This window comes from Tabrizicola sp. (genome assembly GCF_041913445.1).
GTDB lineage: Bacteria > Pseudomonadota > Alphaproteobacteria > Rhodobacterales > Rhodobacteraceae > Tabrizicola.
In genome coordinates this window covers 1-25,075 of sequence record NZ_JAYSFG010000022.1, presented here as the reverse complement: position 1 = coordinate 25,075, position 25,075 = coordinate 1, and the positions used below count along the sequence as shown (strand labels likewise).

General features: G+C 66.3%; 32 protein-coding genes and 1 pseudogene. 22 read left to right on the top strand and 11 right to left on the bottom strand.

Annotation, left to right across the window (positions count from 1 at the left end):
- Nucleotide 1: 1 nt before the first annotated feature.
- The 4 genes from ACE3Q6_RS18715 to ACE3Q6_RS18700 all read left to right on the top strand — a co-directional run bounded on the left by ACE3Q6_RS18715 (nt 2) and on the right by ACE3Q6_RS18700 (nt 4,228).
- Complete coding sequence (locus tag ACE3Q6_RS18715) at nt 2-1,351, top strand: S41 family peptidase (protein WP_374435783.1); 1,350 nt, start codon at nt 2-4, stop codon at nt 1,349-1,351.
- A 4-nt stretch (nt 1,352-1,355) separates the two neighbouring features.
- Nucleotides 1,356-1,835 (top strand): RNA pyrophosphohydrolase, encoded by a 480-nt coding sequence (locus ACE3Q6_RS18710; protein ID WP_374435781.1) that lies wholly within the window; start codon nt 1,356-1,358, stop codon nt 1,833-1,835.
- Between the two features lie 77 nt (nt 1,836-1,912).
- Nucleotides 1,913-2,287, top strand: coding sequence for a hypothetical protein (locus ACE3Q6_RS18705; protein ID WP_374435779.1), 375 nt, complete (start codon nt 1,913-1,915; stop codon nt 2,285-2,287).
- 234 nt (nt 2,288-2,521) lie between these two features.
- Nucleotides 2,522-4,228 carry a bifunctional sulfate adenylyltransferase/adenylylsulfate kinase gene (locus ACE3Q6_RS18700; RefSeq protein ID WP_374435777.1) on the top strand — a complete coding sequence of 569 codons (1,707 nt, stop codon included), beginning with the start codon at nt 2,522-2,524 and terminating at the stop codon, nt 4,226-4,228.
- A gap of 51 nt (nt 4,229-4,279) precedes the next feature.
- Here the strand turns inward: ACE3Q6_RS18700 and ACE3Q6_RS18695 are convergent, their stop codons facing one another.
- The 3 genes from ACE3Q6_RS18695 to ACE3Q6_RS18685 all read right to left on the bottom strand — a co-directional run bounded on the left by ACE3Q6_RS18695 (nt 4,280) and on the right by ACE3Q6_RS18685 (nt 5,510).
- Nucleotides 4,280-4,753: a cytochrome b gene (locus ACE3Q6_RS18695; protein WP_374435775.1), complete on the bottom strand. Its 474-nt coding sequence runs from the start codon at nt 4,751-4,753 to the stop codon at nt 4,280-4,282.
- 92 nt (nt 4,754-4,845) lie between these two features.
- The gene (locus tag ACE3Q6_RS18690; RefSeq protein WP_374435772.1) at nt 4,846-5,073 is read right to left on the bottom strand and encodes a DUF1150 family protein; all 228 of its coding nucleotides are present in this window, start codon (nt 5,071-5,073) and stop codon (nt 4,846-4,848) included.
- Nucleotides 5,073-5,510: an Hsp20 family protein gene (locus ACE3Q6_RS18685; RefSeq protein WP_374435873.1), complete on the bottom strand. Its 438-nt coding sequence runs from the start codon at nt 5,508-5,510 to the stop codon at nt 5,073-5,075. Before ACE3Q6_RS18685 ends, ACE3Q6_RS18690 begins: the two co-directional genes overlap by 1 nt.
- Before the next feature lie 209 nt (nt 5,511-5,719).
- Here ACE3Q6_RS18685 and ACE3Q6_RS18680 point away from each other — a divergent pair, with 209 nt between their 5' ends.
- The 4 genes from ACE3Q6_RS18680 to ACE3Q6_RS18665 all read left to right on the top strand — a co-directional run bounded on the left by ACE3Q6_RS18680 (nt 5,720) and on the right by ACE3Q6_RS18665 (nt 8,192).
- Entirely contained in the window at nt 5,720-5,938 is a 219-nt protein-coding gene (locus ACE3Q6_RS18680; RefSeq protein ID WP_374435770.1) for a YdcH family protein, read from the top strand.
- Between the two features lie 55 nt (nt 5,939-5,993).
- Nucleotides 5,994-6,473 carry a 5-(carboxyamino)imidazole ribonucleotide mutase gene (purE, locus tag ACE3Q6_RS18675; RefSeq protein ID WP_374435768.1) on the top strand — a complete coding sequence of 160 codons (480 nt, stop codon included), beginning with the start codon at nt 5,994-5,996 and terminating at the stop codon, nt 6,471-6,473.
- Nucleotides 6,466-7,530 carry a 5-(carboxyamino)imidazole ribonucleotide synthase gene (locus ACE3Q6_RS18670; RefSeq protein WP_374435765.1) on the top strand — a complete coding sequence of 355 codons (1,065 nt, stop codon included), beginning with the start codon at nt 6,466-6,468 and terminating at the stop codon, nt 7,528-7,530. The genes purE and ACE3Q6_RS18670 overlap by 8 nt, the downstream gene beginning before the upstream one ends.
- A 146-nt stretch (nt 7,531-7,676) precedes the next feature.
- Nucleotides 7,677-8,192 carry a low affinity iron permease family protein gene (locus ACE3Q6_RS18665; protein ID WP_374435763.1) on the top strand — a complete coding sequence of 172 codons (516 nt, stop codon included), beginning with the start codon at nt 7,677-7,679 and terminating at the stop codon, nt 8,190-8,192.
- Here the strand turns inward: ACE3Q6_RS18665 and ACE3Q6_RS18660 are convergent.
- The gene (locus ACE3Q6_RS18660) at nt 8,089-8,838 is read right to left on the bottom strand and encodes an esterase/lipase family protein (RefSeq protein WP_374435761.1); all 750 of its coding nucleotides are present in this window, start codon (nt 8,836-8,838) and stop codon (nt 8,089-8,091) included. The genes ACE3Q6_RS18665 and ACE3Q6_RS18660 overlap by 104 nt on opposite strands.
- 89 nt (nt 8,839-8,927) lie before the next feature.
- Here ACE3Q6_RS18660 and ACE3Q6_RS18655 point away from each other — a divergent pair, with 89 nt between their 5' ends.
- The 3 genes from ACE3Q6_RS18655 to ACE3Q6_RS18645 are packed head-to-tail and all read left to right on the top strand — an operon-like array spanning nt 8,928 to nt 10,349.
- Nucleotides 8,928-9,383, top strand: coding sequence for an NUDIX domain-containing protein (locus ACE3Q6_RS18655; RefSeq protein ID WP_374435759.1), 456 nt, complete (start codon nt 8,928-8,930; stop codon nt 9,381-9,383).
- The gene (locus ACE3Q6_RS18650) at nt 9,380-9,880 is read left to right on the top strand and encodes a GreA/GreB family elongation factor (protein ID WP_374435755.1); all 501 of its coding nucleotides are present in this window, start codon (nt 9,380-9,382) and stop codon (nt 9,878-9,880) included. Before ACE3Q6_RS18655 ends, ACE3Q6_RS18650 begins: the two co-directional genes overlap by 4 nt.
- Nucleotides 9,867-10,349, top strand: coding sequence for a GNAT family N-acetyltransferase (locus tag ACE3Q6_RS18645; RefSeq protein ID WP_374435753.1), 483 nt, complete (start codon nt 9,867-9,869; stop codon nt 10,347-10,349). The genes ACE3Q6_RS18650 and ACE3Q6_RS18645 overlap by 14 nt, the downstream gene beginning before the upstream one ends.
- Here the strand turns inward: ACE3Q6_RS18645 and ACE3Q6_RS18640 are convergent.
- From ACE3Q6_RS18640 to groES, 3 genes are all read right to left on the bottom strand, one after another.
- The gene (locus tag ACE3Q6_RS18640; RefSeq protein WP_374435751.1) at nt 10,316-11,167 is read right to left on the bottom strand and encodes a DMT family transporter; all 852 of its coding nucleotides are present in this window, start codon (nt 11,165-11,167) and stop codon (nt 10,316-10,318) included. The genes ACE3Q6_RS18645 and ACE3Q6_RS18640 overlap by 34 nt on opposite strands.
- Nucleotides 11,168-11,249: 82 nt before the next feature.
- Entirely contained in the window at nt 11,250-12,887 is a 1,638-nt protein-coding gene (gene groL / locus ACE3Q6_RS18635) for a chaperonin GroEL (protein WP_374435749.1), read from the bottom strand.
- A gap of 59 nt (nt 12,888-12,946) precedes the next feature.
- Nucleotides 12,947-13,234, bottom strand: a complete 288-nt coding sequence (groES, locus tag ACE3Q6_RS18630; RefSeq protein ID WP_197646140.1) for a co-chaperone GroES — start codon at nt 13,232-13,234, stop codon at nt 12,947-12,949.
- 184 nt (nt 13,235-13,418) lie between these two features.
- On the opposite strand from groES, the gene ACE3Q6_RS18625 reads away from it, so the two are divergent.
- Genes ACE3Q6_RS18625 through ACE3Q6_RS18615 form a run of 3 tightly spaced genes read left to right on the top strand, consistent with a single transcriptional unit; the run spans nt 13,419 to nt 16,008 of the window.
- Nucleotides 13,419-14,420: a TraB/GumN family protein gene (locus tag ACE3Q6_RS18625; RefSeq protein WP_374435745.1), complete on the top strand. Its 1,002-nt coding sequence runs from the start codon at nt 13,419-13,421 to the stop codon at nt 14,418-14,420.
- Nucleotides 14,417-15,154 (top strand): N-acyl homoserine lactonase family protein, encoded by a 738-nt coding sequence (locus ACE3Q6_RS18620; RefSeq protein WP_374435743.1) that lies wholly within the window; start codon nt 14,417-14,419, stop codon nt 15,152-15,154. Before ACE3Q6_RS18625 ends, ACE3Q6_RS18620 begins: the two co-directional genes overlap by 4 nt.
- Nucleotides 15,148-16,008, top strand: a complete 861-nt coding sequence (locus ACE3Q6_RS18615) for a DMT family transporter (protein ID WP_374435741.1) — start codon at nt 15,148-15,150, stop codon at nt 16,006-16,008. The genes ACE3Q6_RS18620 and ACE3Q6_RS18615 overlap by 7 nt, the downstream gene beginning before the upstream one ends.
- 31 nt (nt 16,009-16,039) lie before the next feature.
- Here the strand turns inward: ACE3Q6_RS18615 and ACE3Q6_RS18610 are convergent, their stop codons facing one another.
- Nucleotides 16,040-16,210 (bottom strand): hypothetical protein, encoded by a 171-nt coding sequence (locus tag ACE3Q6_RS18610; RefSeq protein ID WP_374435739.1) that lies wholly within the window; start codon nt 16,208-16,210, stop codon nt 16,040-16,042.
- Nucleotides 16,211-16,495: 285 nt separating this feature from the next.
- On the opposite strand from ACE3Q6_RS18610, the gene ACE3Q6_RS18605 reads away from it, so the two are divergent.
- The 8 genes from ACE3Q6_RS18605 to ACE3Q6_RS18570 all read left to right on the top strand — a co-directional run bounded on the left by ACE3Q6_RS18605 (nt 16,496) and on the right by ACE3Q6_RS18570 (nt 23,532).
- Complete coding sequence (locus tag ACE3Q6_RS18605; RefSeq protein WP_374435737.1) at nt 16,496-17,413, top strand: manganese-dependent inorganic pyrophosphatase; 918 nt, start codon at nt 16,496-16,498, stop codon at nt 17,411-17,413.
- Nucleotides 17,414-17,521: 108 nt separating this feature from the next.
- The gene (locus ACE3Q6_RS18600; protein ID WP_374435734.1) at nt 17,522-18,412 is read left to right on the top strand and encodes a TIGR01459 family HAD-type hydrolase; all 891 of its coding nucleotides are present in this window, start codon (nt 17,522-17,524) and stop codon (nt 18,410-18,412) included.
- Between the two features lie 111 nt (nt 18,413-18,523).
- Complete coding sequence (locus ACE3Q6_RS18595; RefSeq protein ID WP_374435871.1) at nt 18,524-18,967, top strand: MaoC family dehydratase; 444 nt, start codon at nt 18,524-18,526, stop codon at nt 18,965-18,967.
- A 29-nt stretch (nt 18,968-18,996) separates the two neighbouring features.
- Nucleotides 18,997-19,920 carry a bifunctional riboflavin kinase/FAD synthetase gene (locus tag ACE3Q6_RS18590; protein WP_374435732.1) on the top strand — a complete coding sequence of 308 codons (924 nt, stop codon included), beginning with the start codon at nt 18,997-18,999 and terminating at the stop codon, nt 19,918-19,920.
- Nucleotides 19,917-20,366, top strand: a complete 450-nt coding sequence (locus ACE3Q6_RS18585) for a YcgN family cysteine cluster protein (protein WP_374435730.1) — start codon at nt 19,917-19,919, stop codon at nt 20,364-20,366. The genes ACE3Q6_RS18590 and ACE3Q6_RS18585 overlap by 4 nt, the downstream gene beginning before the upstream one ends.
- Complete coding sequence (locus tag ACE3Q6_RS18580) at nt 20,366-21,382, top strand: low specificity L-threonine aldolase (RefSeq protein WP_374435728.1); 1,017 nt, start codon at nt 20,366-20,368, stop codon at nt 21,380-21,382. Before ACE3Q6_RS18585 ends, ACE3Q6_RS18580 begins: the two co-directional genes overlap by 1 nt.
- 114 nt (nt 21,383-21,496) lie before the next feature.
- Nucleotides 21,497-22,516 (top strand): ribose-phosphate pyrophosphokinase, encoded by a 1,020-nt coding sequence (locus tag ACE3Q6_RS18575; protein ID WP_374435725.1) that lies wholly within the window; start codon nt 21,497-21,499, stop codon nt 22,514-22,516.
- A gap of 152 nt (nt 22,517-22,668) precedes the next feature.
- Nucleotides 22,669-23,532: a phosphatase PAP2 family protein gene (locus tag ACE3Q6_RS18570; RefSeq protein WP_374435722.1), complete on the top strand. Its 864-nt coding sequence runs from the start codon at nt 22,669-22,671 to the stop codon at nt 23,530-23,532.
- On the opposite strand, the gene ACE3Q6_RS18565 is transcribed toward ACE3Q6_RS18570, so the two are convergent.
- From ACE3Q6_RS18565 to ACE3Q6_RS18555, 3 genes and pseudogenes are all read right to left on the bottom strand, one after another.
- On the bottom strand, nt 23,529-23,876 hold the full coding sequence (locus ACE3Q6_RS18565; RefSeq protein WP_374435719.1) for an H-type lectin domain-containing protein: 348 nt from the start codon (nt 23,874-23,876) through the stop codon (nt 23,529-23,531). The genes ACE3Q6_RS18570 and ACE3Q6_RS18565 overlap by 4 nt on opposite strands.
- A 117-nt stretch (nt 23,877-23,993) precedes the next feature.
- On the bottom strand, nt 23,994-24,386 hold the full coding sequence (locus ACE3Q6_RS18560; protein WP_374435717.1) for a F0F1 ATP synthase subunit epsilon: 393 nt from the start codon (nt 24,384-24,386) through the stop codon (nt 23,994-23,996).
- 9 nt (nt 24,387-24,395) lie between these two features.
- Nucleotides 24,396-25,075: pseudogene (locus ACE3Q6_RS18555) on the bottom strand (F0F1 ATP synthase subunit beta); the annotation flags it as partial.

The following is a 25,075-nucleotide window of genomic DNA, read 5'->3' as shown; positions in this document are numbered from 1 at the left end:
GATGAAGAAGCATGTGATGGCCGCCCTGGCCGGAACCGTCGCCGGTGTGATCGCCACCACCCAGATCGCCGGCCCCCTCGTCGCGCAGGAGGCGGTCCAGGAAAGCACGGTCTACGATCAACTCGACCTCTTCGGCGACATCTTCGAACGGGTGCGCGCGCAATACGTGGAAGAGGTGCCGACCGACGAACTGGTCACCGCCGCGATCAACGGGATGCTCACCTCGCTCGACCCGCATTCCAGCTACCTCTCCGCCAAGGACTTCGAGGACATGCAGGTCCAGACCCGGGGCGAGTTCGGCGGCCTCGGGATCGAGGTCACCCAGGAAGAGGGTTTCATCAAGGTCATCGCGCCGATGGACGACACCCCCGCCGACAAGGCCGGGATCCTGGCGGGCGACTACATCACCCATGTCGACGGCGAGCCGGTCTCCGGTCTTCTGCTGGACGAGGCGGTGGAAAAGATGCGCGGCCCCATCGGGTCGGAAATCATCATCACCATCGTCCGCGAAGGCACGCCCGAACCCTTCGACGTGTCGATCATCCGCGACACGATCAAGCTGACGGCCGTGCGGGGCCGCGTGGTCGGCAATACCGTCGTGCTGCGGATCACCACCTTCAACGACCAGACCACCAGCGGGATGACCGAAGCGCTGAAGAAGGGGCTGGAGGAACTTGGCGGCATGGCGAACCTTGACGGCGTCGTCGTCGACCTGCGCAACAACCCGGGCGGCCTTCTGAACGAGGCGATCACCGTGTCCGACAGCTTCCTCGACAAGGGAGAGATCGTTTCGACCCGGGGCCGCGACCCGCAAAGCGGCGAGCGTTACAATGCGCAACCCGGTGACCTGATCGAAGGCAAGCCGATCGTGGTCCTGATCAACGGCGGCTCCGCCTCGGCCTCCGAAATCGTCGCCGGCGCGCTGCAGGACCACCGCCGCGCCATCGTCGTCGGCACGAAAAGCTTCGGCAAGGGGTCCGTCCAGACGCTGATCCCGCTGCGTGGAGACGGGGCGATGCGGCTGACCACGGCGCGCTACTACACGCCGTCGGGCCGTTCGATCCAGGCGCTTGGCATTTCCCCGGACATCGTCGTCCAGCAACCCGCCCCGCCGCCCGCGGACGAAGCTACCGCCGAAGAGGAGAAATCGGCCGCACTGCGCGAACGGTCCGAGGCCGACCTGCGCGGCGCGATTTCCAACGACTCGATGACCGACGAGGAAAAGCGGCTCTACCAGGAAGAGCAGCAGCGTGCCGAGGAATCGGCCAAGCTGAGGGATGAGGACTATCAGCTCGCTTACGCCGTCGACATCATCAAGGGCCTGACCGCCATCGCGCAGGAAGAACCCTGACGCGATGGCTGACGCCGACGGCCTGCCCTATCGTCCCTGCGTGGGCGTCGTCCTGATCGACGCCCGCGGCCTGGTCTTTGCCGGCCAGCGGATCGACAGCCCCTCGCCCGCATGGCAGATGCCGCAGGGCGGGATCGACGAGGACGAAAAGCCCAAGGAAGCCGCCTACCGCGAGCTGTGGGAGGAAACGGGCGTCACGCGCGACAAGGTTGATTTCGTCGCCAAGACCCACGGCTGGGTGACCTACGACCTCCCGCCCGAACTGCTGGGCAAGGTCTGGGGCGGCAAGTATCGCGGCCAGCGGCAGAAGTGGTTCCTGTTCCGTTTCAAGGGTCAGGACAGCGACATCAGGATCGCCACCGACCACGCCGAATTCTCGACCTGGCGCTGGATCCTTGCGGACGAGATGGTGGAAAGCATCGTGCCCTTCAAGCGCGCGGTCTACGACGAAGTCATCCGCAGCTTCCGGGCCTATCTGGCCTGACCCCGCATTGATGTATCGCAAGGCTTGCAGGGCGGGTTCCCGCTACCATATCGCTATGGTCAGCCGGGGTGCCTTACATGAACATCGCCTTGTCCTTGGTCCTGGTATTCGCGTCGCTCCTTCTGGCCGAGTTGGCCGCGCAGGCCCTGCTCGTTGCGGCTTCCGCTGCGCCCGAGCCGGCGCACGGCCCCTTTGGCCTTCTTCCCGGGCTTGCTCTGACCCGGCTTGGCATGGCGCTCGCCTTCGTCGGCCTGTGGTTGATGGTGCGCTATGACCAGGTCGAGAGGATCTGGACCTTCGTCCTCTTCTGGTGGGTGATGCTCGCGCTTTACGAGGTCGGCCAGGCCGTCGGTCCCAGCTATGGCTGGAGTGACGCGGTCAGCGGGATTGTTGCCGCAAGTGTCGGGCTGCCGCTCGCGGGACTCGTCGTTTCGCGGTTGCTGCGGGCCTGACGCGAAAAGAGGCGGACGAAGGAACCCGTTCCCGAAACCGGCGGTCTTTGCCGATCCGGCGGGAAATCCATCCAGCCCACCCTTGCATCGCGGAACACCTGCCCGCGCCATTCCCGCAGCACGGCATTTCCGCCTTTTCTTGTGCGCGCCAACCGGCGGTTGCTTGAATTCCGCCCCTTTCCCGGGCTACGGACCCGCGCAACTGCGGCCTTGTCCGTGCTGAAAGGTTGTCCGATGTCCCTGCAAATCCACGCCCCGATCCCCGAGCTCTACGTCTCCTACGACAGCGCCCAGAAGCTGAAGGTCGAGGCCGGGAACCTTCCCTCCTGGGATCTGACCCCGCGCCAGATCTGCGACCTGGAGCTTCTGATGAACGGCGGCTTCCATCCGCTCAAGGGGTTCATGAGCGAGGCCGACTACGACGGCGTCGTCGCCAACATGCGCACCGCCGATGGCACGCTTTGGCCGATGCCGATCACGCTGGACGTGTCGGAGGCCTTCGCCGACAAGGTCGAGCCCGGCCAGGACATCGCGCTGCGCGACCAGGAAGGCGTGATCCTGGCGATCCTGTCGATCAGCGACAAATGGGTCCCGAACAAGGCCGTGGAGGCCGAAAAGGTCTTCGGCGCCGACGATCTCGCCCACCCGGCGGTCAACTACCTGCAAAACCAGGCGGGCAAGGTCTACCTCGGCGGCCCGGTGACCGGCATCCAGCAGCCCGTCCACTATGACTTCAAGGCCCGCCGCGACACGCCCAATGAACTCCGCGCCTTCTTCCGCAAGATGGGCTGGCGCAAGGTCGTGGCCTTCCAGACCCGCAACCCGCTCCACCGTGCGCACCAGGAACTGACCTTCCGCGCCGCGCGCGAGGCCGAAGCCAACCTCCTGATCCACCCGGTCGTCGGCATGACCAAGCCGGGCGATGTCGACCACTTCACCCGTGTCCGCTGCTATGAGGCAGTGCTGGACAAGTACCCGGCCCAGACCACGGCGCTCAGCCTCCTCAACCTCGCCATGCGCATGGCCGGCCCGCGTGAGGCGGTCTGGCACGGCATCATCCGCAAGAACCACGGCTGCACCCACATGATCGTCGGCCGCGACCATGCCGGCCCGGGCAAGAACTCCCAAGGCAAGGACTTCTACGACCCCTACGCCGCGCAGGAGCTTTTTGCCCAGCACGCCAAGGAAATCGGCATCGAGATGGTCGACTTCAAGCACATGGTCTACGTGCAGGAAAAGGCCCAGTACTACCCCGCGAACGAGATCCCGGAAGGCTCCACGGTCCTCGACATCTCGGGCACCGAACTGCGCCGCCGTCTGCGCGAAGGCCTGGACATCCCGGAATGGTTCTCGTTCCCGGAAGTCGTCGCCGAACTCCGCAAGACCAGCCCCGCGCGGTCCAAGCAGGGCTTCACCGTGTTCTTCACCGGCCTCTCCGGCTCGGGCAAGTCCACCATCGCCAACGCGCTGATGGTCAAGCTGATGGAGATGGGCGGGCGCCCCGTGACGCTTCTCGACGGTGACGTGGTGCGCAAGCACCTGTCGTCGGAACTCGGCTTCTCCAAGGAACACCGCGACCTGAACATCAAGCGCATCGGCTATGTCGCCTCCGAAATCACCAAGAACGGCGGCATCGCGATCTGCGCCCCCATCGCGCCATATACCGCGACCCGCCGCGCCGTGCGTGAGATGATCGAGGCCTTCGGCGCCTTCGTCGAGGTCCACGTGGCGACCAGCCTCGAGGAATGCGAACGCCGCGACCGCAAGGGTCTCTACAAGCTGGCGCGGGAAGGCAAGATCAAGGAGTTCACCGGGATCTCCGACCCCTATGAAGCCCCGACGAACGCCGAGTTGGTGGTGGACACCGAGAATGTCGACGTCGACCACTGCGCGCACCAGGTGCTTCTGAAGCTGGAGCAGATGGGCCTGATAAAGGCCTGACCGACCCGGCAACAATCGAAAAGGCCGCGCTTCCGGGCGCGGCCTTCTGCATTACTCGGCCCGCATCATCCGGCGCAGCAGCCCGTCCTTCAGCACATACTGGTGATAGAGCGCCATCAGCGCATGGCCCAGGACGACCAGCATCAACAGGTTCGCGGCCAGCCCGTGCACCTCGCCCACATCGAGGCCCAGGAAGAACACGCTGATCCCGCCCAGCGGCACCGCGATCATCAGAAGGTAGATCAGCCGGTGGCCCCAGTCGGCGGCCATCACCGACAGGCTCCCCGGCTCACCCGGGGCCGCGGGGGCACCTCGGCCAAGCCGCACCAGCACCCGCACCACGACCAGCGCCAGGATCGCCAGGCCGATGGCGACATGGGGCACGAAACCCGCCGCGCCGCCCTCTTCGACGACCTCCATCGCCTCTTCCGCGCCCTCGCCGGTGAACCAGGCGGTGACGATCAGGATGGCGATCAGCCAGTGCAGGCCGATCTGCAGGCCGGAATATCCCGTGGTGGTTTTCATGACTGACCCTCGTTCGTGACGGAACCAATACGGCAAAGTCTACCGGTTCCGTCGCAGAAGGCCAGTCAGCACGCGCCTTGCAGCGCGGCGCGTCAGTGCACGCTTACGGGCGTGAAGTCATGTTCCCGCGCCAGATGGAAAGCGAGCTTCTTGTCCGCGACCAGGGCCAGCTGGCGACCATCCGCCCCATGGACCGACCAGATCACCTCAACCTCGCCCACCTGCTCACGCACTTCGTCCGGCAGCTCGGCCACCGCGACCTCGCGGACATAGACGATGCGGTCCGCGCCCTGCGGCAACCCGTTGAATGGCGTATTCATCATTTGCCCCCTTTCTGGCTGGCATCCTTGCGGCCGATCCGGATCGTCTGCACCACGGTTTCCGGGACATGGCGGCGCAGGTCGACGTGAAGAAGCCCGTTCTCCATCGTGGCCCCTGCAACCTCGACCCCGTCCGCCAGCACGAAGCTCCTCTGGAACGCGCGGCTGGCGATCCCGCGATGCAGGAACACCCGTTCCCCCGCGTCGTCGGCCTGACGGCCCCGGACGACCAGTTGGCGGTCCTCCACGGTGATCGACAGGTCTTCCTCGCGGAAGCCCGCGACGGCCAGCGTGATCCGGTAGGCGTGTTCCGCCACCGCCTCGATGTTGAACGGAGGATAGCCCTCGGCCCCCGATTTCGCGGTGCGTTCCACCAGCCGTTCCAGCTGCTCGAACCCCAGAAGGTAGGGATGGGCCGTGAAGCTCAGTTTCGTCATCGGACAGTCCTTGGCATAAGCGACGGTTCGGTCTTCGCGGCCCTGGATCAGGCACCGCATGGCATGAATATGGGGCCGCCGAGAGAACCCCGCAAGCCCCCGCCGCCCCGCAGAATCCGGTCATTCCGATGCGAATTCGCGCAGAAACCTTCACGCTTTGCCAAGGCTTCCTATATCCTGTCCGAAAGGCAGGAATCGATTCGTCAGCCATGAACGCCCCCACCGAACTCAGCCATGAAGAGATGCTGGGCATCCGTCTGGAAGTCCTCCGTCGCGAACACCGCGACCTGGACGAGGCCATTCATGCCCTGGAAACCAACGGCCGCCCCGACCAGCTGACCCTGCGCCGGCTCAAGAAGCAGAAGCTGGCGCTGAAGGACCAGATCGTGAAGATCGAGGACATGCTGATCCCCGATATCATCGCCTGACGCTTGCCCCTTTGTGCAAGCCAAGGTAATCGCCCCTGAAACCAAGGGGGCGCGCATGGCCGTATCCGTCGGAATCATCATGGGGTCGCAAAGCGACTGGCCCACCATGAAGGCCGCCGCCGAAATCCTGGACGACCTCGGCATCCCTTACGAGGCGAAGATCGTCTCTGCCCACCGCACCCCGGATCGCCTCTGGGACTACGGCAAGACCGCCGTGGCACGGGGCTTGAAGGTCATCATCGCGGGCGCGGGCGGGGCCGCGCACCTTCCCGGCATGATGGCGTCGAAGACCCGCGTGCCGGTGATCGGTGTGCCCGTCCAGACCAAGGCGCTGTCGGGCGTCGACTCGCTCTATTCCATCCTCCAGATGCCCAAGGGCTACCCCGTCGCCACCATGGCCATCGGCGGCGCGGCCAACGCGGGCCTGATGGCGGCGGCGATCCTTGCCACCTCTGATCCCGCCATCGCCCAGCGTCTGGACGCCTGGCGCGACGCCCTCTCCGCCTCGATCCCCGAGGAGCCTTCGGATGACTGAACTCCCCCAAGGCTCCACCATCGGCATCCTCGGCGGCGGGCAACTCGGCCGGATGCTCTCGGTCGCCGCCAGCCGGCTTGGCTACCGCTGCCACATCTATGAACCGGGGGCCGCCCCCGCAGGCGACGTGGCCCACAGCGTCACCACCGCGCCCTATGAAGACGAAGCCGCCCTTCGCCGCTTTGCCGAAGCCGTGGACGTCATCACCTACGAATTCGAGAACGTCCCCACCTCGGCCCTCGACCTCCTGGAATCGCTGAAACCCATCCGCCCGAACCGCCGCGCCCTGGCGATCAGCCAGGACCGGGTCAGCGAGAAGAGCTTCCTGAACGACCTCGGCCTTGCCACCGCCCCCTGGGCCGCCGTGAACTCCGAGGCCGACCTCCGCGCCGCGGTCGACAAGCTCGGCCTCCCCGCGATCCTGAAGACCACGCGCCTTGGCTATGACGGAAAGGGCCAGGTCAAGCTGACCGCCGCCGCAGATATCCCCGCGGCCTGGGCCTCGATGGACGACGCGCCCTGCGTCCTGGAAGGCTTCGTCGCCTTCGACCGCGAGGTCAGCGTCATCGCCGCCCGCAGCCTCGACGGCCAGGTCGCCTGCTTTGACCCGGGTGAGAACGTCCACCGCGAAGGCATCCTGCGCACCACCACGGTCCCCGCACGCCTGTCCCCCAGCCAGCGCTCCGACGCCATCCTGCTGGCCGCCCGCATCCTGAACGCGCTGGACTATGTCGGCGTCATGGGCGTCGAACTTTTCGTCACCCCGCAGGGCCTGCTAGTGAACGAGATCGCCCCGCGCGTCCACAACTCCGGCCACTGGACGCAGCAAGGCTGCACCGTCGACCAGTTCGAACAACACATCCGCGCCGTCACTGGCCTGCCCTTGGGCGACGGCAACCGCTACGCCGACGTGGTGATGGAGAACCTGATCGGCGACGATGTCCTCAAGGTCCCCGACCTCCTCAAGGCCCGCAACATCGCCGTCCACCTCTACGGCAAGGGCGCCCCCCGTCCCGGGCGCAAGATGGGCCATGTGAACCGGATCACTCGGACCTGACGCCTCCTCGTGCGCCTTCGGCTTCTCGTCGGAAGACCCCGCGAGGAGAACCGAAGTGCACGACGAGCCCGCCGGTTGATCCCGATCAGGGCACCGATCCCCACCTTGTGCGTTACCTCGGTCATCGACCCCCGCCGAGGCACATCATGGCCGAGAAATCCTCCGTCTACACCCGCACCGCCCGATGGATTGCGCAGCTTTCTGGCCGCCCGATCACCTTCCTCCTGGCCGTCGCCTCGATCGTCGTGTGGCTGGTCACCGGTCCCATCTTCGGCTTCTCGGACACCTGGCAACTGGTCATCAACACTGGCACCACCATCATCACCTTCCTGATGGTCTTCCTGATCCAGAACACCCAGAACCGCGACACCACCGCGATGCAGCTGAAGCTGGACGAGCTGATCCGGGCCACCAAGGGCGCGCACCTGTCGCTTCTGGACCTGGAAGAGCTGGAAGAACGCGAGCTTGCCGCCTTCGTCAAGCAGTACGAGGAACTCGCCGCGATGGGGCGCAAACAGCTGGACAAGGGCAAGCCCGATACCGGGACGCCCGAGATCGTCAGCCAGACTGCACCACCTGAAAAGTCTCTTTCACAACGGCGGCCAGCGTCAGCGAAGGATCGAACCGCCCCTCGCGCAAGAAGGCGATCACCTGGCGGATGACCACGGGGTTCACCATCATGAAGGTATGGGTCACCGGCAGGACGAGGTGGTCGGCCATCCCTTCCAGCTTGGTGCTTTCCACTGTGACCTTGCCGTCATTCGCCCCCGGCAGCATCGCGTTCCACACGGGGTTCAGGCTGCGAGTCCCCGCGATTATCCCCAGCGGGTAATCGGCAGGCGGCAGCCGGTTCGGCCAGCTTTCCGGCCCGGTCCCCAGCGACAGGCCCGCCTTGCCGTTCACCATGCTGAACACCGGATTGTCGCCAAGGCGGTCCACCAGTTCGGACCCGTGGTTCGGCGGGGCCAGCATCACGACCCGACCCATCAGCGCCGGACGCTCCCGCGTCAGCCAGTCGCGCAGAAGGATGCCGCCCATCGAATGCGTGACGAAATGCACCCGGCCCGGCCCCGCCGCCGTCACGGCGCGGCCGACTTCCTCGACCAGGTCCTCGGGCGCGGCCTTGGTCGACGGATAGGCCCAGTTGACCACCCGGAACCCCGACTTCTTCAGCGCAAGGGCCATCGGCGCCAGCGAGGCGTCGGTCCGCGCCAGCCCATGCAGCAGCACCACGACCTCACCCGGCCCCGCGCCTTCCTCGGTCGCAGGGGCGGGCAGGAAGCGGGCAAGGCGTCCGGTCAGCCACATGGCGGCAGCTTGCGCCCCGCCGTCCCGCGCCTCAAGCCCGGAATTCCTCCCACTGGACAAAGCCGACGCAGCGTCACAGGCTTCCCCGCATGGCAAAGTTCAAGCCCCGCCTCGCCGCCCGCGCGCTGATCCTGCACGAAGACCGGCTCTTGCTGGTGAACGCCTATCCCAAGGCGCGGCTCGGCCTCTGGTGCGCCCCCGGCGGCGGATGCGAGGCCGGGCAGTCGCTGCCCCAGAACCTCGCCCGTGAAGTCCATGAGGAAACCGGCCTGACAATCACCGTCGGCGCCCCGGTCCTGGTGAACGAATTCCACGACCCCGACACCGGCTTCCACCAGGTCGACCTCTTCTTCCGCTGCACCCTTGTCGCCGGCAAGCTCGACAACGCCTGGCGCGACCCCGAAGGCGTCGTCACCCAGCGCCGCTTCTTCAGCCGGACCGAGCTTGCTGCGGGTCACATCCGCTTCAAGCCCGACAGCCTCCCCGATGCCGCCTGGGGGACCGCCGCGGCCCTTTACGACCGGCTGGAAGTGATCCTGAAATGAGCCGCGCTTTCGTCAACGAAGACGCCGGAGCCGACCGCCCCGACCTGCCGGAGCTTCCCGTTCCCCCCGGCCCGAACATCGTCACCCCCCGTGGCCTTGCCGCCCTTCACGCCCAGATCGCCCAGCGGCAGGCCGACCTTGCGGCCCTGAAATCCCGACCTGACCGGCTGGACAAGCTCCCCGAAGCCGCCGCCGAGCGTGACCTCCGCTGGCTGGAGGCCCGCCTGAAAGCCGCCGTCGTCATCGACCCTGCCGCCCACGACCTGACCGAAGTCGCCTTCGGCCTCGCCGTCACCGTGGCCGACGAGGACGGCAAGGAAACCACCTACGAGATCGTGGGCGAGGACGAAGCCGACGCCCCCCGCCATCGCATCGCGCCCAATTCCCCGCTTGCCCGGGCGCTTCTCGGCGCGCAGGTCGGGGATGTGGTGACCTGGCGCCGACCTTCCGGCGCGCTGGACCTGGAAGTTGTCCGGATCACCCATGCGGATCCGTGAGCTCTTCCCCTCCGAGACCGCCCTCGTCGCCCAGTTCTACCGCGAAGCGCCGGATTACTGGCTGATGGCCGAGGGGCGCTGCGACCCCGCCGCCCAGGCGCAGGACTTCTTCACCGACGCCCCGCCGAATTGCGACCCAGCGCAAAGTGACCGGCTTGGCCTGTTCCTCAACCAGCGGCTCTCTGGCGTGGCCGAGGTCTCCTATGGCTTCCCGGACCCAGGCGACGCCTACCTCGGCCTGATGATCCTCGGCCCCTGGGCGCAAGGGTCGGGCAATGGCAAGACCTTCCTCGCCCATGTCGAAGCGCTGGCCCGCAAACGACACGCCCCCCGGCTTTACCTCGCCGTCCTCGACGCGAACCCGCGCGGACGGGCCTTCTGGGAACGCGAGGGCTTCAAGGGCACCGGCCTGACCCGCAAGGACGCGATCACCGGTCACCTGATCGAGCGGCTTGTCAAACCCCTGTAGGGCAGGCTCGCCAGCGCCACCCCGCCCAACACCAGCGCCGCCGCCCCCCAGAACCGCAGCCCCGGCGGCTCGGCCAACAGCACCGCCCCACCCAGCGCCGCGATCACCGGTACGGTCAACTGCGCCACCGCCGCTCGCGCGGCCCCAAGCTGGGGCAGGACCGCGTACCACAGGGCATAGCCCAGGCCCGAGGTGACCGCCCCCGAGATTACCGCAAGCGCGATGCCCGCCCCGTCCGGCGCGACCGGTCCGGCAAGAAGCCCCAGCGGCAGCACCAGCGGCACCGACAAGAGGAAATTCCACGCCGTCGCCGCCAGCGGGTCCACGGCGCCCCGCCCGGCCAGCGAATAGACACCCCAGCCCACCCCGGCCGCCGCCATCAGCAGAAGCGGCATCAGTGCCACCGCCCCCGGCGCTGCAATCAGCGACAGCCCGCCCAGCGCTAGCCCGGCCCCGAGCCAGCGCCGCACCGGCACCGCCTCGCGCGATACCAGCGCGCCGGCGAACATCGTGACCTGCACCGTCCCGAACAGCACCAGCGCGCCCGTCCCGGCATCGAGCCCCCGATAGGCCAGCGAAAAGCCCGTCAGGTAAGCCGACAGCCCCAGCACGCCCGCAACCCGGCCATGTTTCCCCGGCCAGGCCAGCCCGCCCCGCTGCCACAACACCAGCGCCGCCAGCATCGCCGCACCCGACACCAGCCGGATGACCGCGAACTCCACCGCGCCGATATGCCCCGGCCCCACGGCCCAGCGGTTCAGCACGGAATTGGCGGCGAAGGCCAGCATCGTCAGGGCGGTCAGCAGGAACAGGCGCATGCGCCCACCCTGATGCCTTGCCGCCCAAAGGAAAAGGGGCGGTCCGAAGACCGCCCCCCTGTTTCTCGACCGGAGAGATGGATCAGAAGTCCATCCCGCCCATGCCGCCGCCACCCGGCATCGCCGGGGCAGCTTTCGGCTCGGGACGGTCGGCGATCATCGCTTCGGTGGTGATCAGCAGCGAAGCCACCGACGCCGCGTCTTCCAGAGCGGTGCGGGTCACCTTGGCCGGGTCGATCACGCCGAACTTGAACATGTCGCCATATTCTTCGGTCTGGGCGTTGAAGCCGAACGAGGTGTCCTTCGACTCGCGGACCTTGCCAGCCACCACGGCACCGTCGACGCCGGCGTTCTCGGCGATCTGGCGCAGCGGAGCTTCCAGCGCGCGGCGGACGATGGCGATGCCGGCGTCCTGGTCGCTGTTGGCGCCCTTCAGCCCGTCAAGACCCTTCGAGGCCTGGACCAGAGCCACGCCGCCACCGACGATCACACCTTCCTGCACGGCCGCACGGGTCGCGTTCAGGGCGTCGTCAACGCGGTCCTTGCGCTCTTTCACTTCGACTTCGGTCATGCCGCCAACGCGGATGACGGCAACGCCGCCAGCCAGCTTGGCCAGACGCTCCTGCAGCTTCTCGCGGTCGTAGTCCGAGGTGGTTTCCTCGATCTGAGCGCGGATCTGGCCGACGCGGGCTTCGATCTCGGCCTTGTCGCCAGCGCCGTCGATGATCGTGGTGTCATCCTTCTTGATGACCACTTTCTTGGCGCGGCCCAGCATGTCGAGGCCGACATTCTCCAGCTTCATGCCCAGGTCGTCGCTGATCACTTGGCCGCCGGTCAGGATCGCGATGTCCTGCAGCATGGCCTTGCGACGGTCGCCGAAGCCCGGAGCCTTCACGGCAGCGATCTTCAACCCGCCACGCAGCTTGTTGACGACGAGGGTGGCCAGAGCCTCACCTTCGACGTCTTCAGCCACGATCACCAGCGGACGCTGCGACTGGATCACGGCTTCCAGCAGCGGAACCATCGGCTGCAGCGACGACAGCTTCTTCTCGTGCAGCAGGATGAAGGCGTCTTCCAGTTCCGCGATCATCTTGTCGGCGTTGGTGACGAAGTAGGGCGACAGGTAGCCGCGGTCGAACTGCATGCCTTCGACGACGGTGGTTTCCGTCTCCAGGCCCTTGTTCTCTTCGACGGTGATCACACCCTCGTTGCCGACCTTCTGCATCGCTTCCGCGATCTGGCGGCCGATTTCCGTCTCGCCGTTGGCCGAGATGGTGCCGACCTGAGCGACTTCGGCCGAGTCCTTCACCGGACGAGCCATCGCCTTGATCTGCTCGACAACCTTGGCGGTCGCGAGGTCGATGCCGCGCTTCAGGTCCATCGGGTTCAGGCCAGCGGCGACCGACTTCATGCCTTCGCGGATGATGGCCTGGGCCAGCACGGTCGCGGTGGTGGTGCCATCACCGGCTTCGTCGTTGGTGCGGGAAGCGACTTCCTTCACCATCTGCGCGCCCATGTTCTCGAACTTGTCGGCCAGTTCGATTTCCTTGGCGACGGTCACGCCGTCCTTGGTGATGCGCGGAGCGCCGAACGACTTGTCGATGACCACGTTGCGGCCTTTCGGGCCCAGGGTCACCTTCACCGCGTCGGCGAGGATGTTCACGCCACGCAGCATGCGGTCGCGGGCGTCGGTGTCGAACTTGACGTCTTTAGCAGCCATTATGATAGCTCCTTGAATGGGTTGTGGATTGCGCGGGCCGGGGTTTCCCCCAACGCCCCTCAGCCGATGATGCCGAGGATGTCGCTTTCCTTCATGATCAGCAGCTCTTCGCCGTTCAGGGTCACTTCGGTGCCCGACCACTTGCCGAAGAGGATGCGGTCGCCGGCCTTGACCGACGGTGCGATCAGCTCGCCCGAATCCTTACGGGCGCCTTCGCCCACGGCAATGATCTCGCCCTCGGCGGGCTTTTCCTTGGCGGTATCCGGAATGATCAGCCCGCCCTTGGTCTTTTCGTCGGACTGGATACGCTTGACCAGGACACGGTCATGCAGCGGTTTGAAAGCCATCTGGGGTACTCCCTTGAGTGTTCCAGGTTTGAATGCCGATTAGCACTCGTTGCACCTGAGTGCTAACGGCGCATGAGGTAGGCGATCACATTTGCCGAGTCAACACCCGCGACCCGGCTTTTCGGTTGCCTTTTGCCGACCGGCTGCCACGATGGCCGCAATCGTCCCAAGTCCCATAGGTCGCATGTCCCGCCTGCTTTCCGCCCTCACGACCCTCGTGCTCTCCCTTGGCCTCGCCCTCCCCGCCTCCGCCACCTGCGCCGGACGCAACCTGTTCACCGAGATGACGCCCGAACGCCGGGCGGAAATCGAGGCATCGGCCGCAGAATTCCCCTTCGCCACCGGCAATTTCTGGCGCGCGACCCGGGGGGACGAGGTCATCACCATCGCCGGGACCTACCACTTCGACGATCCGCGCCACGCGCCCAACATCGCTGCCCTGACGCCCCATATCACCGCGGCCACCACCGTCCTTGTCGAAGCCGGACCCGAAGAGGAAAAGGCCCTCATGGCGCATATCGCCCAGGACCCCTCGACCATGGTCATCACCGAGGGCCTGCCGCTGAACCAGCGCCTCCCGACCGAAGTCTGGGACCCGCTGAAAAAGGCGCTCTCCGACCGGGGCATCCCGCCCTTCATGACCGCCAAGTTCCAGCCCTGGTACGTGCTCACGCTCCTGTCGATTCCGCCCTGCGCCATGACGACGATGACCGAAAAACCCAAGGGCCTTGACGGCGCGGTGATCGACACCGCCCTTGCCGCCGGGGTGCCCGTCCGCGGCTTGGAGCCGTTCGACACGCTCTTCACCATCTTCGACGGCATGACGCCCGAGGAACTGACCGAGATGCTGGTCTCCACCCTCGCCATCGAGGAGATGAGCGAGGACTACTTCACCACCCTCGTCGACAGCTACTTCGCAGGAGAAAGCCGCAAGGCGTGGGAGCTGATGCGCTTCGTCTCCTATGATCTGCCAGGCTACACCCGCGACCAAATCGACGCCGACTTCGCCCGGATGGAGGAACTGGTCTCCTCCTCCCGCAACCGCGCCTGGATCCCGGTCCTGACCGAAGCCGCCGCCCAGGGCCCCGTTTTCACCGCCTTCGGAGCCCTGCACCTGTCGGGCGAGGATGGCGTCCTGAACCTTCTCCAGAAGGAAGGCTTCACTTTGGAAGAACTGCCGCTTTGATCCTTCCCGGCCAGATTACCCGCCTCTACATCCTCGACCTCGGCCTCTTCGACGTCTGCGGCGGGGAGCGGATCATCGGCATCCCCGGCTACCTGCTGCAGACCGACCGGGGCGCGAACATCCTGATCGACACCGGCTTCCCGCCTGAATACCTGACCGACCCCGACCGCTCGGAGACGGACGGTCTGCCCCGTTTTGGCCGCCTGATCGACTTCCGCCTCGAGCAGACCGCCGAAGGCGCGCTGGCCCTCCTCGGTCTGACCCCGCAGGACATCGACCTCGTCATCCTTTCCCACGGCCACATCGACCACGTCGGCTCCCTGCCGCTCTTCGCCCACGCGCCTATCGTGATGACCACCCGCGAACGGGCCGAACCCGCGCCGCTCTACTACGGAACCGTCCGCCCGATCCCTTGGCCCGAGGCGACCTACCACCTGATCGACGCCGACACCCCGGTCTGCGAGGGGCTCACCCTCATCCCCACCCCCGGCCATACGCCCGGCCACCTGTCTGCCCTCGTCGACCTGCCCGACGGCCGCCGCGTGATCCTTGCCGCCGACGCGATCAACCGCGCCTCCGAATCCGACGAGGCCTTCGCCGACTCAATGGACCCCGCGGCCTCGCAGGCATCCTCCGACCGCCTCCTGTCGTTCATGACCCGCGGCGCAACGCTGATCTACGGCCACGAGCCCACGCAATGGCCCGTCCTGCCCAAAGCCCCCAAACCGTGGTAGACGCCCACCGCCAGGGCATCCTCATGCTCCTCGGCGCAACGCTCGCATGGAGCACCTCGGGCCTCTTCGCCCGCGCCATCACGGTAGACACGCCCACGATGATCCTCTGGCGCGGCCTCGCCGGAGCCGCTGGCCTGCTCGTCGTCCTCTGGTGGTTGAAGGGGGCCGAGGGCTTCCGCGACTTCCGGCGTCTCGGCTGGGCCGGCTGGGCCTATGCCTTCTGCTCGGGCATCGCCATGCTTCTCTTCGTGGGCAGCCTGCGCATGACCTCGGTCGCCCATGTCGCCATCATCTACGCGACGCTCCCCTTCGTCGCGGCCTTCCTCGGCTGGCTTATCCTCAAGGAGCCACCCGGACGCGCCGGGATCGCCGCCGCCGCCCTGGCGCTGGCCGGCGCCGCCGTCATGGTCGGCCTCGGCAACGACGGGGCGCTGATCGGCGACCTCATGGCCTTCGGCATGGTGCTTGCCGTTGCCGGCATGATCCTCATCGCCCGCGGCAACCCCGAGGCCCCCACCCTCGCCGCCGGAACCCTGTCCGCCATCTGGGCCCCGCTCGCGATGGTCCCCTTCTCCACCCTCGCCGGGATCGACGCCCCGAACGTGCTGCTGATGATCGCCTTCGGCCTTATCAACTCCACTCTCGGCTTCGCGCTGTTCGTCATCGGCTCGCGCCACACCAGCCCCGTGGAAACCGCCCTGATCGGAGCGCTTGAAACCGCCCTCACCCCGGTCTGGGTCTGGCTGGTGTTCCTGGAAACCCCGACCACGCCCACGCTGATCGGTGGAGCGATGGTGATGACCGCCTCGGTCGGCCACATCCTCTGGACCGCGCGGCAGCCCGCCGCAGGATAGGGGCGCCCAAGTAAGGACGCCCCCCGAAGCTTTACCGCTGCCCCGATTTGCCGGGGATCATCCCCCGCTTCGGCACCAGCTTCAGGCCCTGCGGCCCTTTCGAGGCCCGCAAACTGGCCGGGTCAAACCCCGGCCCCTTCGCGGTCTTGGGCAACGGCTTCAATCCCGCCAAGGCGGGTTTCCCGGTTTTCGTGTTCGGCATGATCTGCCCCTGTTTTGAAATGGAGGTCGGCCGGCATCCGGCCACGAAACGGCGCTTACGCCGAAACGGTCTTGTCCATTGTCAGGGCACTCCTTGGTCAAAGGGCTGCATCTGGGGCTCGTGATGCCCCGTTTCCGGCCCCCATGGGGGCGTCAGGCCAGCTTGTCCATCGCTTGCGCACTCCTCTGCCACGGCGCGCATCCTGCCACGAATCCCGCTGCGTGACAATCCGCGCGACCCAGCCTATACCGCGCCCGAAACCGCCAACCTTCCCAAGGGCTCCCCATGACCACCCTCGTCTTCGGCCACAAATCCCCCGACACCGATTCCACCGGCTCGCCCATCATCTGGGCCTGGTACCTGAATGAAACCGGCACCCCGGCAAAACCCGTCCTGTTGGGAGAGCCGAATACCGAAGCCGCCTTCGTGCTGAAACACTGGGATCTGGAAAAGCCCGCGATCATCCAGGACGTCACCGCCGAGGACAAGGTCGTCATCGTCGACACCAACAACCCCGCCGAACTGCCCCCCTCGATCAACGAGGCCAAGATCCAGGGCATCATCGACCACCACCTCCTGGTCGGCGGCATCAAGACCAAGAACCCGATCGACATCACCATCCGCCCGCTGGCCTGCACCGCCACGATCATGCACGACCTGATGGGCGACCACGTCGCCAAGGCCCCGAAGGCGATCAAGGGCGCAATGCTCTCTTGCATCCTTTCGGACACGCTGGAGTTCCGCTCGCCCACCACCACGCCGCACGACCGCGCCGTGGCCGAGAAGCTGGCCGCCGACCTGGGGGTCAACATCAACGACCTCGCCACGAAGATGTTCGAGGCCAAGTCCGACGTCTCCGCCTTCTCGGACGCCGAACTCCTCCGCATGGACTCCAAGGAATACAACGTCGCGGGGAAAGAGCTCCGCGTCTCGGTGCTGGAGACCACCGCGCCCAAGGTCGTCCTTGACCGCAAGGACAGCCTGATGCGCTCGATGGTCGACGTGGCCAAGGAAGACGGCGCCGACCAGGTCCTCCTCTTCGTCGTCGACATCATCAAGGAAGAGGCCACGCTCCTCGTCCCGAACGATCTGGTGAAGCAGCTGGCCGAGGCTTCCTTCGGCGCCAAGGTCACCGGCGACACCGTCGTCCTGCCCGGGATCATGAGCCGCAAGAAGCAGATCATCCCGGCGCTGAAGCTCTGATTTCAGCCCCTGTTGCGCAACCGTCCGTGCATACGCGCGTATGCATGGGCGGTATACGCGATGTAGACGGGTCGTAGACGGCCGGTTTTGCCCCGAAAGGACCCCCGAATGACCGAGATCATCCGCTCGCTGGCCGACCTCACAGGCCGCTATGACGCCGTCTTCTGCGACCTCTGGGGGTGCCTCCACAACGGCAAGGCCGCCTATCCCGCTGCCGTCGCCGCCCTCCAGGGTTTCCGCGCGACAGGTGGCAAGGTCGTCCTCCTGACCAACGCGCCACGGCCAAAATCCAGCGTCATTAAGCAGTTGGACGGCCTTGGCGTCCCCCGCGACGCCTATGACCTGGTGGTGACTTCGGGCGATGCCGCCCAGATGGGGATGCTCTCAGGCGCCGTGGGTCGCAAGGTCCACTTCATCGGCGCGCCCAAGGATGAGCCCTTCTTTACCGATTTCGCCGAAGATCTGGCCGCCTACGCCGCCACGCAGCCGCCCATCACCCGCGTTCCCCTGAACGAAGCCGAGGGGATCGTCTGTACCGGCCTTTTCGACGACCTGACCGAAACGCCCGACGACTACCGCTCCACCCTCCTCATGGCAAAAACCCTCGGCCTGCCAATGCTTTGCGCCAACCCCGACATCATCGTCGACCTCGGCGACCGCCGTCTCTACTGCGCGGGCGCACTGGCACAGGCCTATGAGGAGATGGGCGGCCAGACGCTCTACTTCGGCAAGCCCCACCCCCCGATCTACGACCTCGCCCGCCGCCGCCTGGCTGAATCCGGGGCCCCCGCCGATCCGCAGATCCTCTGCATCGGCGACGGCCTGCGCACCGACGTCCAGGGCGGCATCGGCGAGGGACTGGACACCCTCTTCATCACCGGCGGGCTCGAGGCCGAGCGTTTCGGCACCGACGTCGAATCCCCCGAGGCCGGTCTCCTCCTCCCCTGGCTGGAGGGCGAGCAGCTCTCCCCCACCTTCGCGATGGGCCGCCTCCGCTAGGTAACATTCGTTCACCCATCGCGCGTCGATTGAACAATTCTTGCGCAACGGATTGTGCCGCACTGCGGCGTATGCTAGCCTTTCCCCCACGTGGACAAGGATTCGCTTACCATGCTGGACAACATGCCCCGCGGCACGATCTGCATCGAGGACATCGAAATCGGCATGTCCCGCCACCTGATGAAGGTCGTAACCGACCGGGATATCGAGCTTTTTGCCGAGGTCTCCACTGACCGGAACCCCGTCCACCTCGACGATTCCTATGCCCAGGACACCATCTTCGAAGGCCGCATCGCCCATGGCATGCTGACTGCCGGTCTCATCTCTGCCGTCATCGGCGAGCAACTCCCCGGCCACGGCACCGTCTATCTCGGCCAAAGCCTCAAGTTCATGGCCCCCGTCCGCCCCGGCGACATGGTTAGGGCTGAGGTCACCGTGACCGCCATCGACCACGCAAAGCGCCGAGTCACCCTTGAAACCCTGGCCTCGGTGGGTAAAACCGTAGTGCTGAAGGGTGAGGCGCTGGTTCTCGCGCCCAGCCGCAAGTTCGACTGACGGGGCAGACGCCCCCTGCAAGGGCGCGGATGCAGATTCACCAGGATTACCAGTGGCTTGACCCGAAAGCCCGCGGCGCATCGGTCGCCATGGGCAACTTCGACGGCGTGCATCGTGGCCACCAGTCGGTGATCGACCTCGCCCGCACCGACGCGCCCCTTGGCATCATCACGTTCGAACCCCACCCCCGCCAGTTCTTCGCGCCTGCAAGCCCGGCCTTCCGCCTGATGAACGCCGAGGCCCGCGCCAACCGACTTGCGCGCCTGGGGGTTCAGCACCTCTACCAACTCCCCTTCGACGCCACCCTCGCCAGCCTCACTCCGGAAGGCTTCGTCACCAAGGTCCTGCACGAAGGCCTCGGCATCTCTCACGTCGTCGTGGGGGCCGACTTCTGCTTTGGCAAGGGCCGCGCTGGCACCGCCCAAGACCTCGCAACCCTCTGCGAAGCCAAGGGAATCCGCACCACCATCGCCCCCCTCGTCGCCGACAACGGCACCGAGATCTCCTCGACCAATATCCGCCGCGCCCTGACCGAGGGCCGCCCGCGAGACGCCGCCGCGATGCTCGGCCACTGGCACCGGATCGAGGGCGCGGTCCTGCACGGCGAAAAGCGCGGCCGCGAGCTTGGCTACCCCACCGCCAACATGTCCGTGGACGGCCTCCACCTGCCGAAGCTCGGAGTCTACGCCGTCCTCGTCGACATCCTGACCGGCCCACAGGCAGGCCCCCACCACGGCGTCGCAAGCCTTGGCGTCCGGCCCATGTTCGGCGAGAACCGCCCGAACCTGGAAACCTTCCTCTTCGACTTCAAGGGCGACCTCTACGGCCAGCACCTCTCCATTGCCTTGGTCGACTACCTGCGGCCCGAGCTGAAATTCGACGGCCTCGACGCCCTCATCACCCAGATGGACGCCGATTCTGCCAAGGCCCGCGCCATCCTGGCCGCGCTATGACGCTGCGCCCGCGCTTCTGGGAAACTGTTCCCCTGAACAAGATGACCCAGCAGGAATGGGAGGCCCTTTGCGACGGCTGCGGCAAGTGCTGCCTGAACAAGCTGGAGTATGAGGACACCGGCGAAGTGGCCTACACACGGATCTCCTGCCGCCTGTTCGACGGCGACAGCTGTCAGTGCCGCGACTATCCGAACCGCAAGTTGCACGTCCCGGAATGTGTGGTCCTGACACCCAAGACCCTGCCGAAGATCGCCTACTGGATGCCCGCGACCTGCGCCTACAAGCTTCTGTTCCAGAAGAAGAAACTGCCAGAGTGGCACCCGCTTCTGACCGGCGATCCGAACAGCACCCACACGTCGGGCAGTTCGATCAAGGGCATCACGCTGTCGGAAACCGAGGTGCCCGAAGATGACTGGGAAGACTACCTGATCGAGGAAACCCCCTGATGCGCTTTGCCTCTGACAACACCTCCGGCGCCGCCCCCGAGATCCTGGCCGCGATCCTGAAGGCCAACGAGGGCTATGAGCGCAGCTACGGCGCCGACGCCGCGATGGCCCGCGTGACCGAGCTTGTCCGCGAGTTGTTCGAGGCCCCCGAGGCCGAGGTCCGCCTGGTCGCCACCGGCACCGCCGCCAACGCGCTTGCCATCGCCACCCACGTTCAGCCCTGGGACGGCGTCTTCTGCCACCGCCTGGCCCATATCGCCGAAGACGAATGCAACGCGCCCGAGTTCTACTCCGGCGCCAAGCTGGTCCTGATTCCGGGTGAGCACGGCAAGATCACCCCCGACGCCCTGTCCGCAGCCCTTGCCACCACCGGCGAAAGCGGTGTCCACGGCGTCCAGCGCGGGATGCTGTCGCTGACCAACGTCACCGAGGCGGGCACCGTCTACACCCCCGCCGAAATCACCGCCCTGACGGCCCTCGCCAAGGCCAAGGGCATCCCCTGCCACCTCGACGGCGCGCGCTTCGCCAATGCCCTCGTCGCCACTGGTGCCACGCCCGCCGAGATGACCTGGAAGGCGGGGATCGACGTCCTCTCTCTTGGCGGCACCAAGAACGGCTGCCTCGGGATGGAGGGCGTCGTCCTCTTCAACCCCGCCAAGGCCTGGGAGCTGGAACTCCGCCGCAAGCGGGGCGGGCACCTCTTCTCCAAGCACCGCTTCCTTTCGGCGCAGATGGAGGCCTACCTGACCGACGGCCTCTGGCTGAAGCTTGCCACCCAGGCAAACGCGATGGGCCAGCGGCTGGTCGAAGGCCTGCGGCAGCGGCAGGCCCACGTGCCCCCCGCCCATGCGAACATGCTCTTCCCCGAATGGCCCGCCGGCCATCACGCACGGCTCGAAGCCGCAGGCGCGCACTACTACCGCTTCCCGGCCCCCGAGGGTCGCGAAAAGGCCCGCCTCGTCGCCTCGTGGTCAACCACCGAAGCCGACGTCGACCGCTTTCTCGACGCCTTCTGACCCCATTCCGCCACAACACAGGAAATTCGCACCGTTAGCGGTCGCGCCCGTTTGCAACCGCTAAACCCGGTGGTAAGCGGAGCGCATTCCGAATCCGCTGCCCCGGAGACCCCCATGCCCGCCGTCACCGAACCGAAGCTCATCGCCGGGAACGCCAACCTGCCCTTGGCCAAGTCCATCGCCCGCCGCATGTCGATGCACCGGGGCATGAGCGTGAACCTGGTGGATGCCCGGGTGGAACGGTTCAACGACCAGGAAATCTTCGTCGAAGTCTTCGAGAACGTCCGCGGCGAGGACATGTATGTCATCCAGCCGACCTCGAACCCGGCGAACGACAACCTGATGGAGCTTCTCATCATGGTCGACGCGCTGCGCCGCTCCTCGGCCAGCCGCATCACCGCCGTGATCCCCTACTTCGGCTACGCCCGCCAGGACCGCCGCGCCAAGGCCCGCACGCCGATCAGCGCCAAACTCGTCGCAAACCTGATCACCCAGGCCGGGGTCGACCGGGTCCTCACCCTCGACCTCCACGCGGCCCAGATCCAGGGCTTCTTCGACATTCCGGTGGACAACCTCTACGCCTCGCCCGTCTTTGCCCTGGACATCGAACACCAGTTCAAGGGCCAGATGCAGGACCTGATGGTCGTCTCCCCCGACGTCGGCGGCGTGGCCCGCGCCCGCGAGCTGGCCAAGCGGATCAACGCCCCCCTCGCCATCGTCGACAAGCGGCGCGAGAAGGCGGGCGAAGTGGCCGGCATGACCGTCATCGGCGACGTGAAGGGCCACAAGTGCATCATCGTCGACGACATCTGCGACACCGCCGGCACCCTGTGCAAGGCCGCCGAGACGCTCATGGAGGCCGGCGCGACCGAGGTTCACAGCTACATCACCCACGGCGTCCTCTCCGGCCCGGCGGTGGAGCGGGTCTCGAACTCCGTCATGAAGTCGCTGGTGATCACCGACAGCATCGAAGCGACCGATAAGGTGAAGGCCGCGCCGAACATCCGCATCGTCCCCACCGCGCCGATGTTCGCCCAGGCGATCCTGAACATCTGGGGCGGGATGTCCGTGTCCTCGCTGTTCGAGACCGACACCCTGGTCCCGATCTACGAAGGCCTCTACCAGCGCAGCTGACGCCGATTTGCGCTGGTCTTGCCATAAAGTCAGCGCAATGACCGCATAGCACGCGGATTGTTGCGGCCTTGGGGGCAAGACAGCGTATGTGGTCAAAAGCAGAATCGCAGGGCCTTGGGTCATTTGTCCGCCTCCTCGCAGTCGAGCGGCAGATGCTTCTGTTCATCGCGGCCATCGGCCTGCTGGCCGTCGGCCTCGCCCTGGTCCTGCAGCGTCAGGTGAACTGGCCGCCCTTCGTCGGGGGTTACCTGGCAACCCTCGGCATCGCTGCGATCGGCGGCTACGTCCGGCAGACGAAGTCCGCCCCCCGCCTGGGCCTTGCCCTGGTCGGAGCCGCCATCTTCACCGGCTTCACTGCGGTGTCGTCTGTCTTCATCTTCACGCTTTTCCCGCTGGCCAACCCGCTGATCGATCCAAGCCTGATCCGGATCGACCAGGCGCTTGGCTACCACTGGCCGGGCCTCATCGCCTGGCTGGCGGACTACCCCGTGGCCGCCAGATCGCTGGGCTACATCTACCACTCGTCGCTGATCCAGATCCTCCTGACCATCGTGCTGCTGTCCGCCCTGTCACGCACTCTGGACCTGCATCGCTTCCTGGCTGTGGGCATCATCACACTGATCATCGCCGTCGCGGTTTGGTGGATCGCACCCAGTGTCGGCCCCTCGGCCTTCCAGGAGATTCCCGAGGCGCATCGCCTGGCCACCGGGCTTTACTATAGCCCTGCCTACGGGGACTACCTGCGCAGCCTGGCCGAGGTCGGGCCGCCGGTGATCAGCCCCGAGATCATCACGGGCGTCGTGGCCTTCCCGTCCTACCACATGGTGATGGCGCTGCTGGTGGTCTGGTTCACCCGGGGCACCTGGGCCTTCCTGCCTGCAGCCGCGGTCAATACCGCGATGGTTCCGGCCACGCTCTCGCACGGGGGGCACCACCTGATCGACCTGATCGGCGGCCTCCTGGTCTTTGCCATCGGGGTCTGGATCGGCAACCGGCTGATCCGACAACAGGACTAGGCGACGTCCCAGTCATCCTCGTCCCGGGCCTGGCCGATGGCCATCCAGTCGGCGCGGATACGCGCGACGCGGGTATCGGCCCAGGTCCGGAAGACGATCACGAATCCGCGGGCCGTGATGTTCTCGGCCGTGATGTCGACCCGGCTGTTCGTCTGATGCGCGATGTCCCACATCGACACCCCCACCGTGACCATCGGCGGCTCGACGAAGTGCTCCCGGAACTCCTGCACATGGCGGACTTCGCGCGGGCCCGAGCCCGTCCACATCGCCCCGTCATGGGCATAATCGGAGAACAGGATCTTCGAACCCTGTTCGATGCCGATCGGACCGCTGAAACGTCTCATGACCACCCGAATGCCCCACCCCACGGGCATTCTGCCGCAAGTCGGTGGAGAAGTCAGTGAAAAGACGAAGGCCCCGGAGTTCCGGGGCCTTCGCCAATTCCGTCAGGGCAAGGCAGACTAGATGCCGGCCTGGGCCCGCATCGCGTAAAGGTCGGCGACGGCCTTGTCGGCCGCGTCCTTGTCCGAATTGACCGCCGCCGCCTCGCAGGCGTCAGCCACCAGGGCGTCCAGCTGCGCCGGGGTCATCTCGTCCAGGGCCACCGCCTGCTCGGCCAGGACCGAGACACCGGTGGCGCTGATCTCGGCGAAGCCGCCGGTCACGACATAGGCTTTCGTGCCCTCGGCGCCCGACACCTTCAGAAGGCCCGGCCGCAGCGAGGTGATGGTGGCCGCATGACCTTCCATCGCCGTCAGATCACCCATCGCACCGGGGATCTGGACCTCGGTCGCCTGGAACGACGCAAGGCGGCGCTCCGGGCTGACGAGGTCGAATTGAACCGTGCTGGCCATCTCGCCCCCTTACGCCGCTGCCGCAGCGAGCTTGGCGGCCTTGGCTTTCACTTCCTCGATGTCGCCGACCATGTAGAAGGCGGCTTCCGGCAGGTGGTCGTATTCGCCGTTCACCACCGCCTTGAACGAGGCAATGGTCTTCTCCAGCGGCACCTGCACGCCGGGCGAGCCGGTGAACACCTGGGCCACGTCGAACGGCTGGGACAGGAAGCGCTGGATCTTCCGGGCGCGTGCCACGGTCAGCTTGTCCTCTTCCGACAGTTCGTCCATGCCAAGGATGGCGATGATGTCCTGCAGCGACTTGTAGCGCTGAAGCATCCCCTGAACCGCACGGGCCACGTCATAGTGCTCTTGACCCACGACCAGCGGGTCAAGGATACGGCTGGTGGAGTCCAGCGGGTCCACGGCCGGGTAGATGCCAAGCTCCGAGATGGCGCGCGACAGAACGGTCGTGGCGTCAAGGTGGGCGAAGGACGTCGCGGGCGCCGGGTCGGTAAGGTCGTCGGCCGGAACGTAGATGGCCTGCACCGAGGTGATCGAGCCTGCCTTGGTCGAGGTGATGCGTTCCTGCAGCGCGCCCATGTCGGTCGCCAGCGTCGGCTGGTAGCCCACGGCCGAAGGGATACGGCCGAGGAGAGCCGACACTTCCGAACCCGCCTGGGTGAAGCGGAAGATGTTGTCGACGAAGA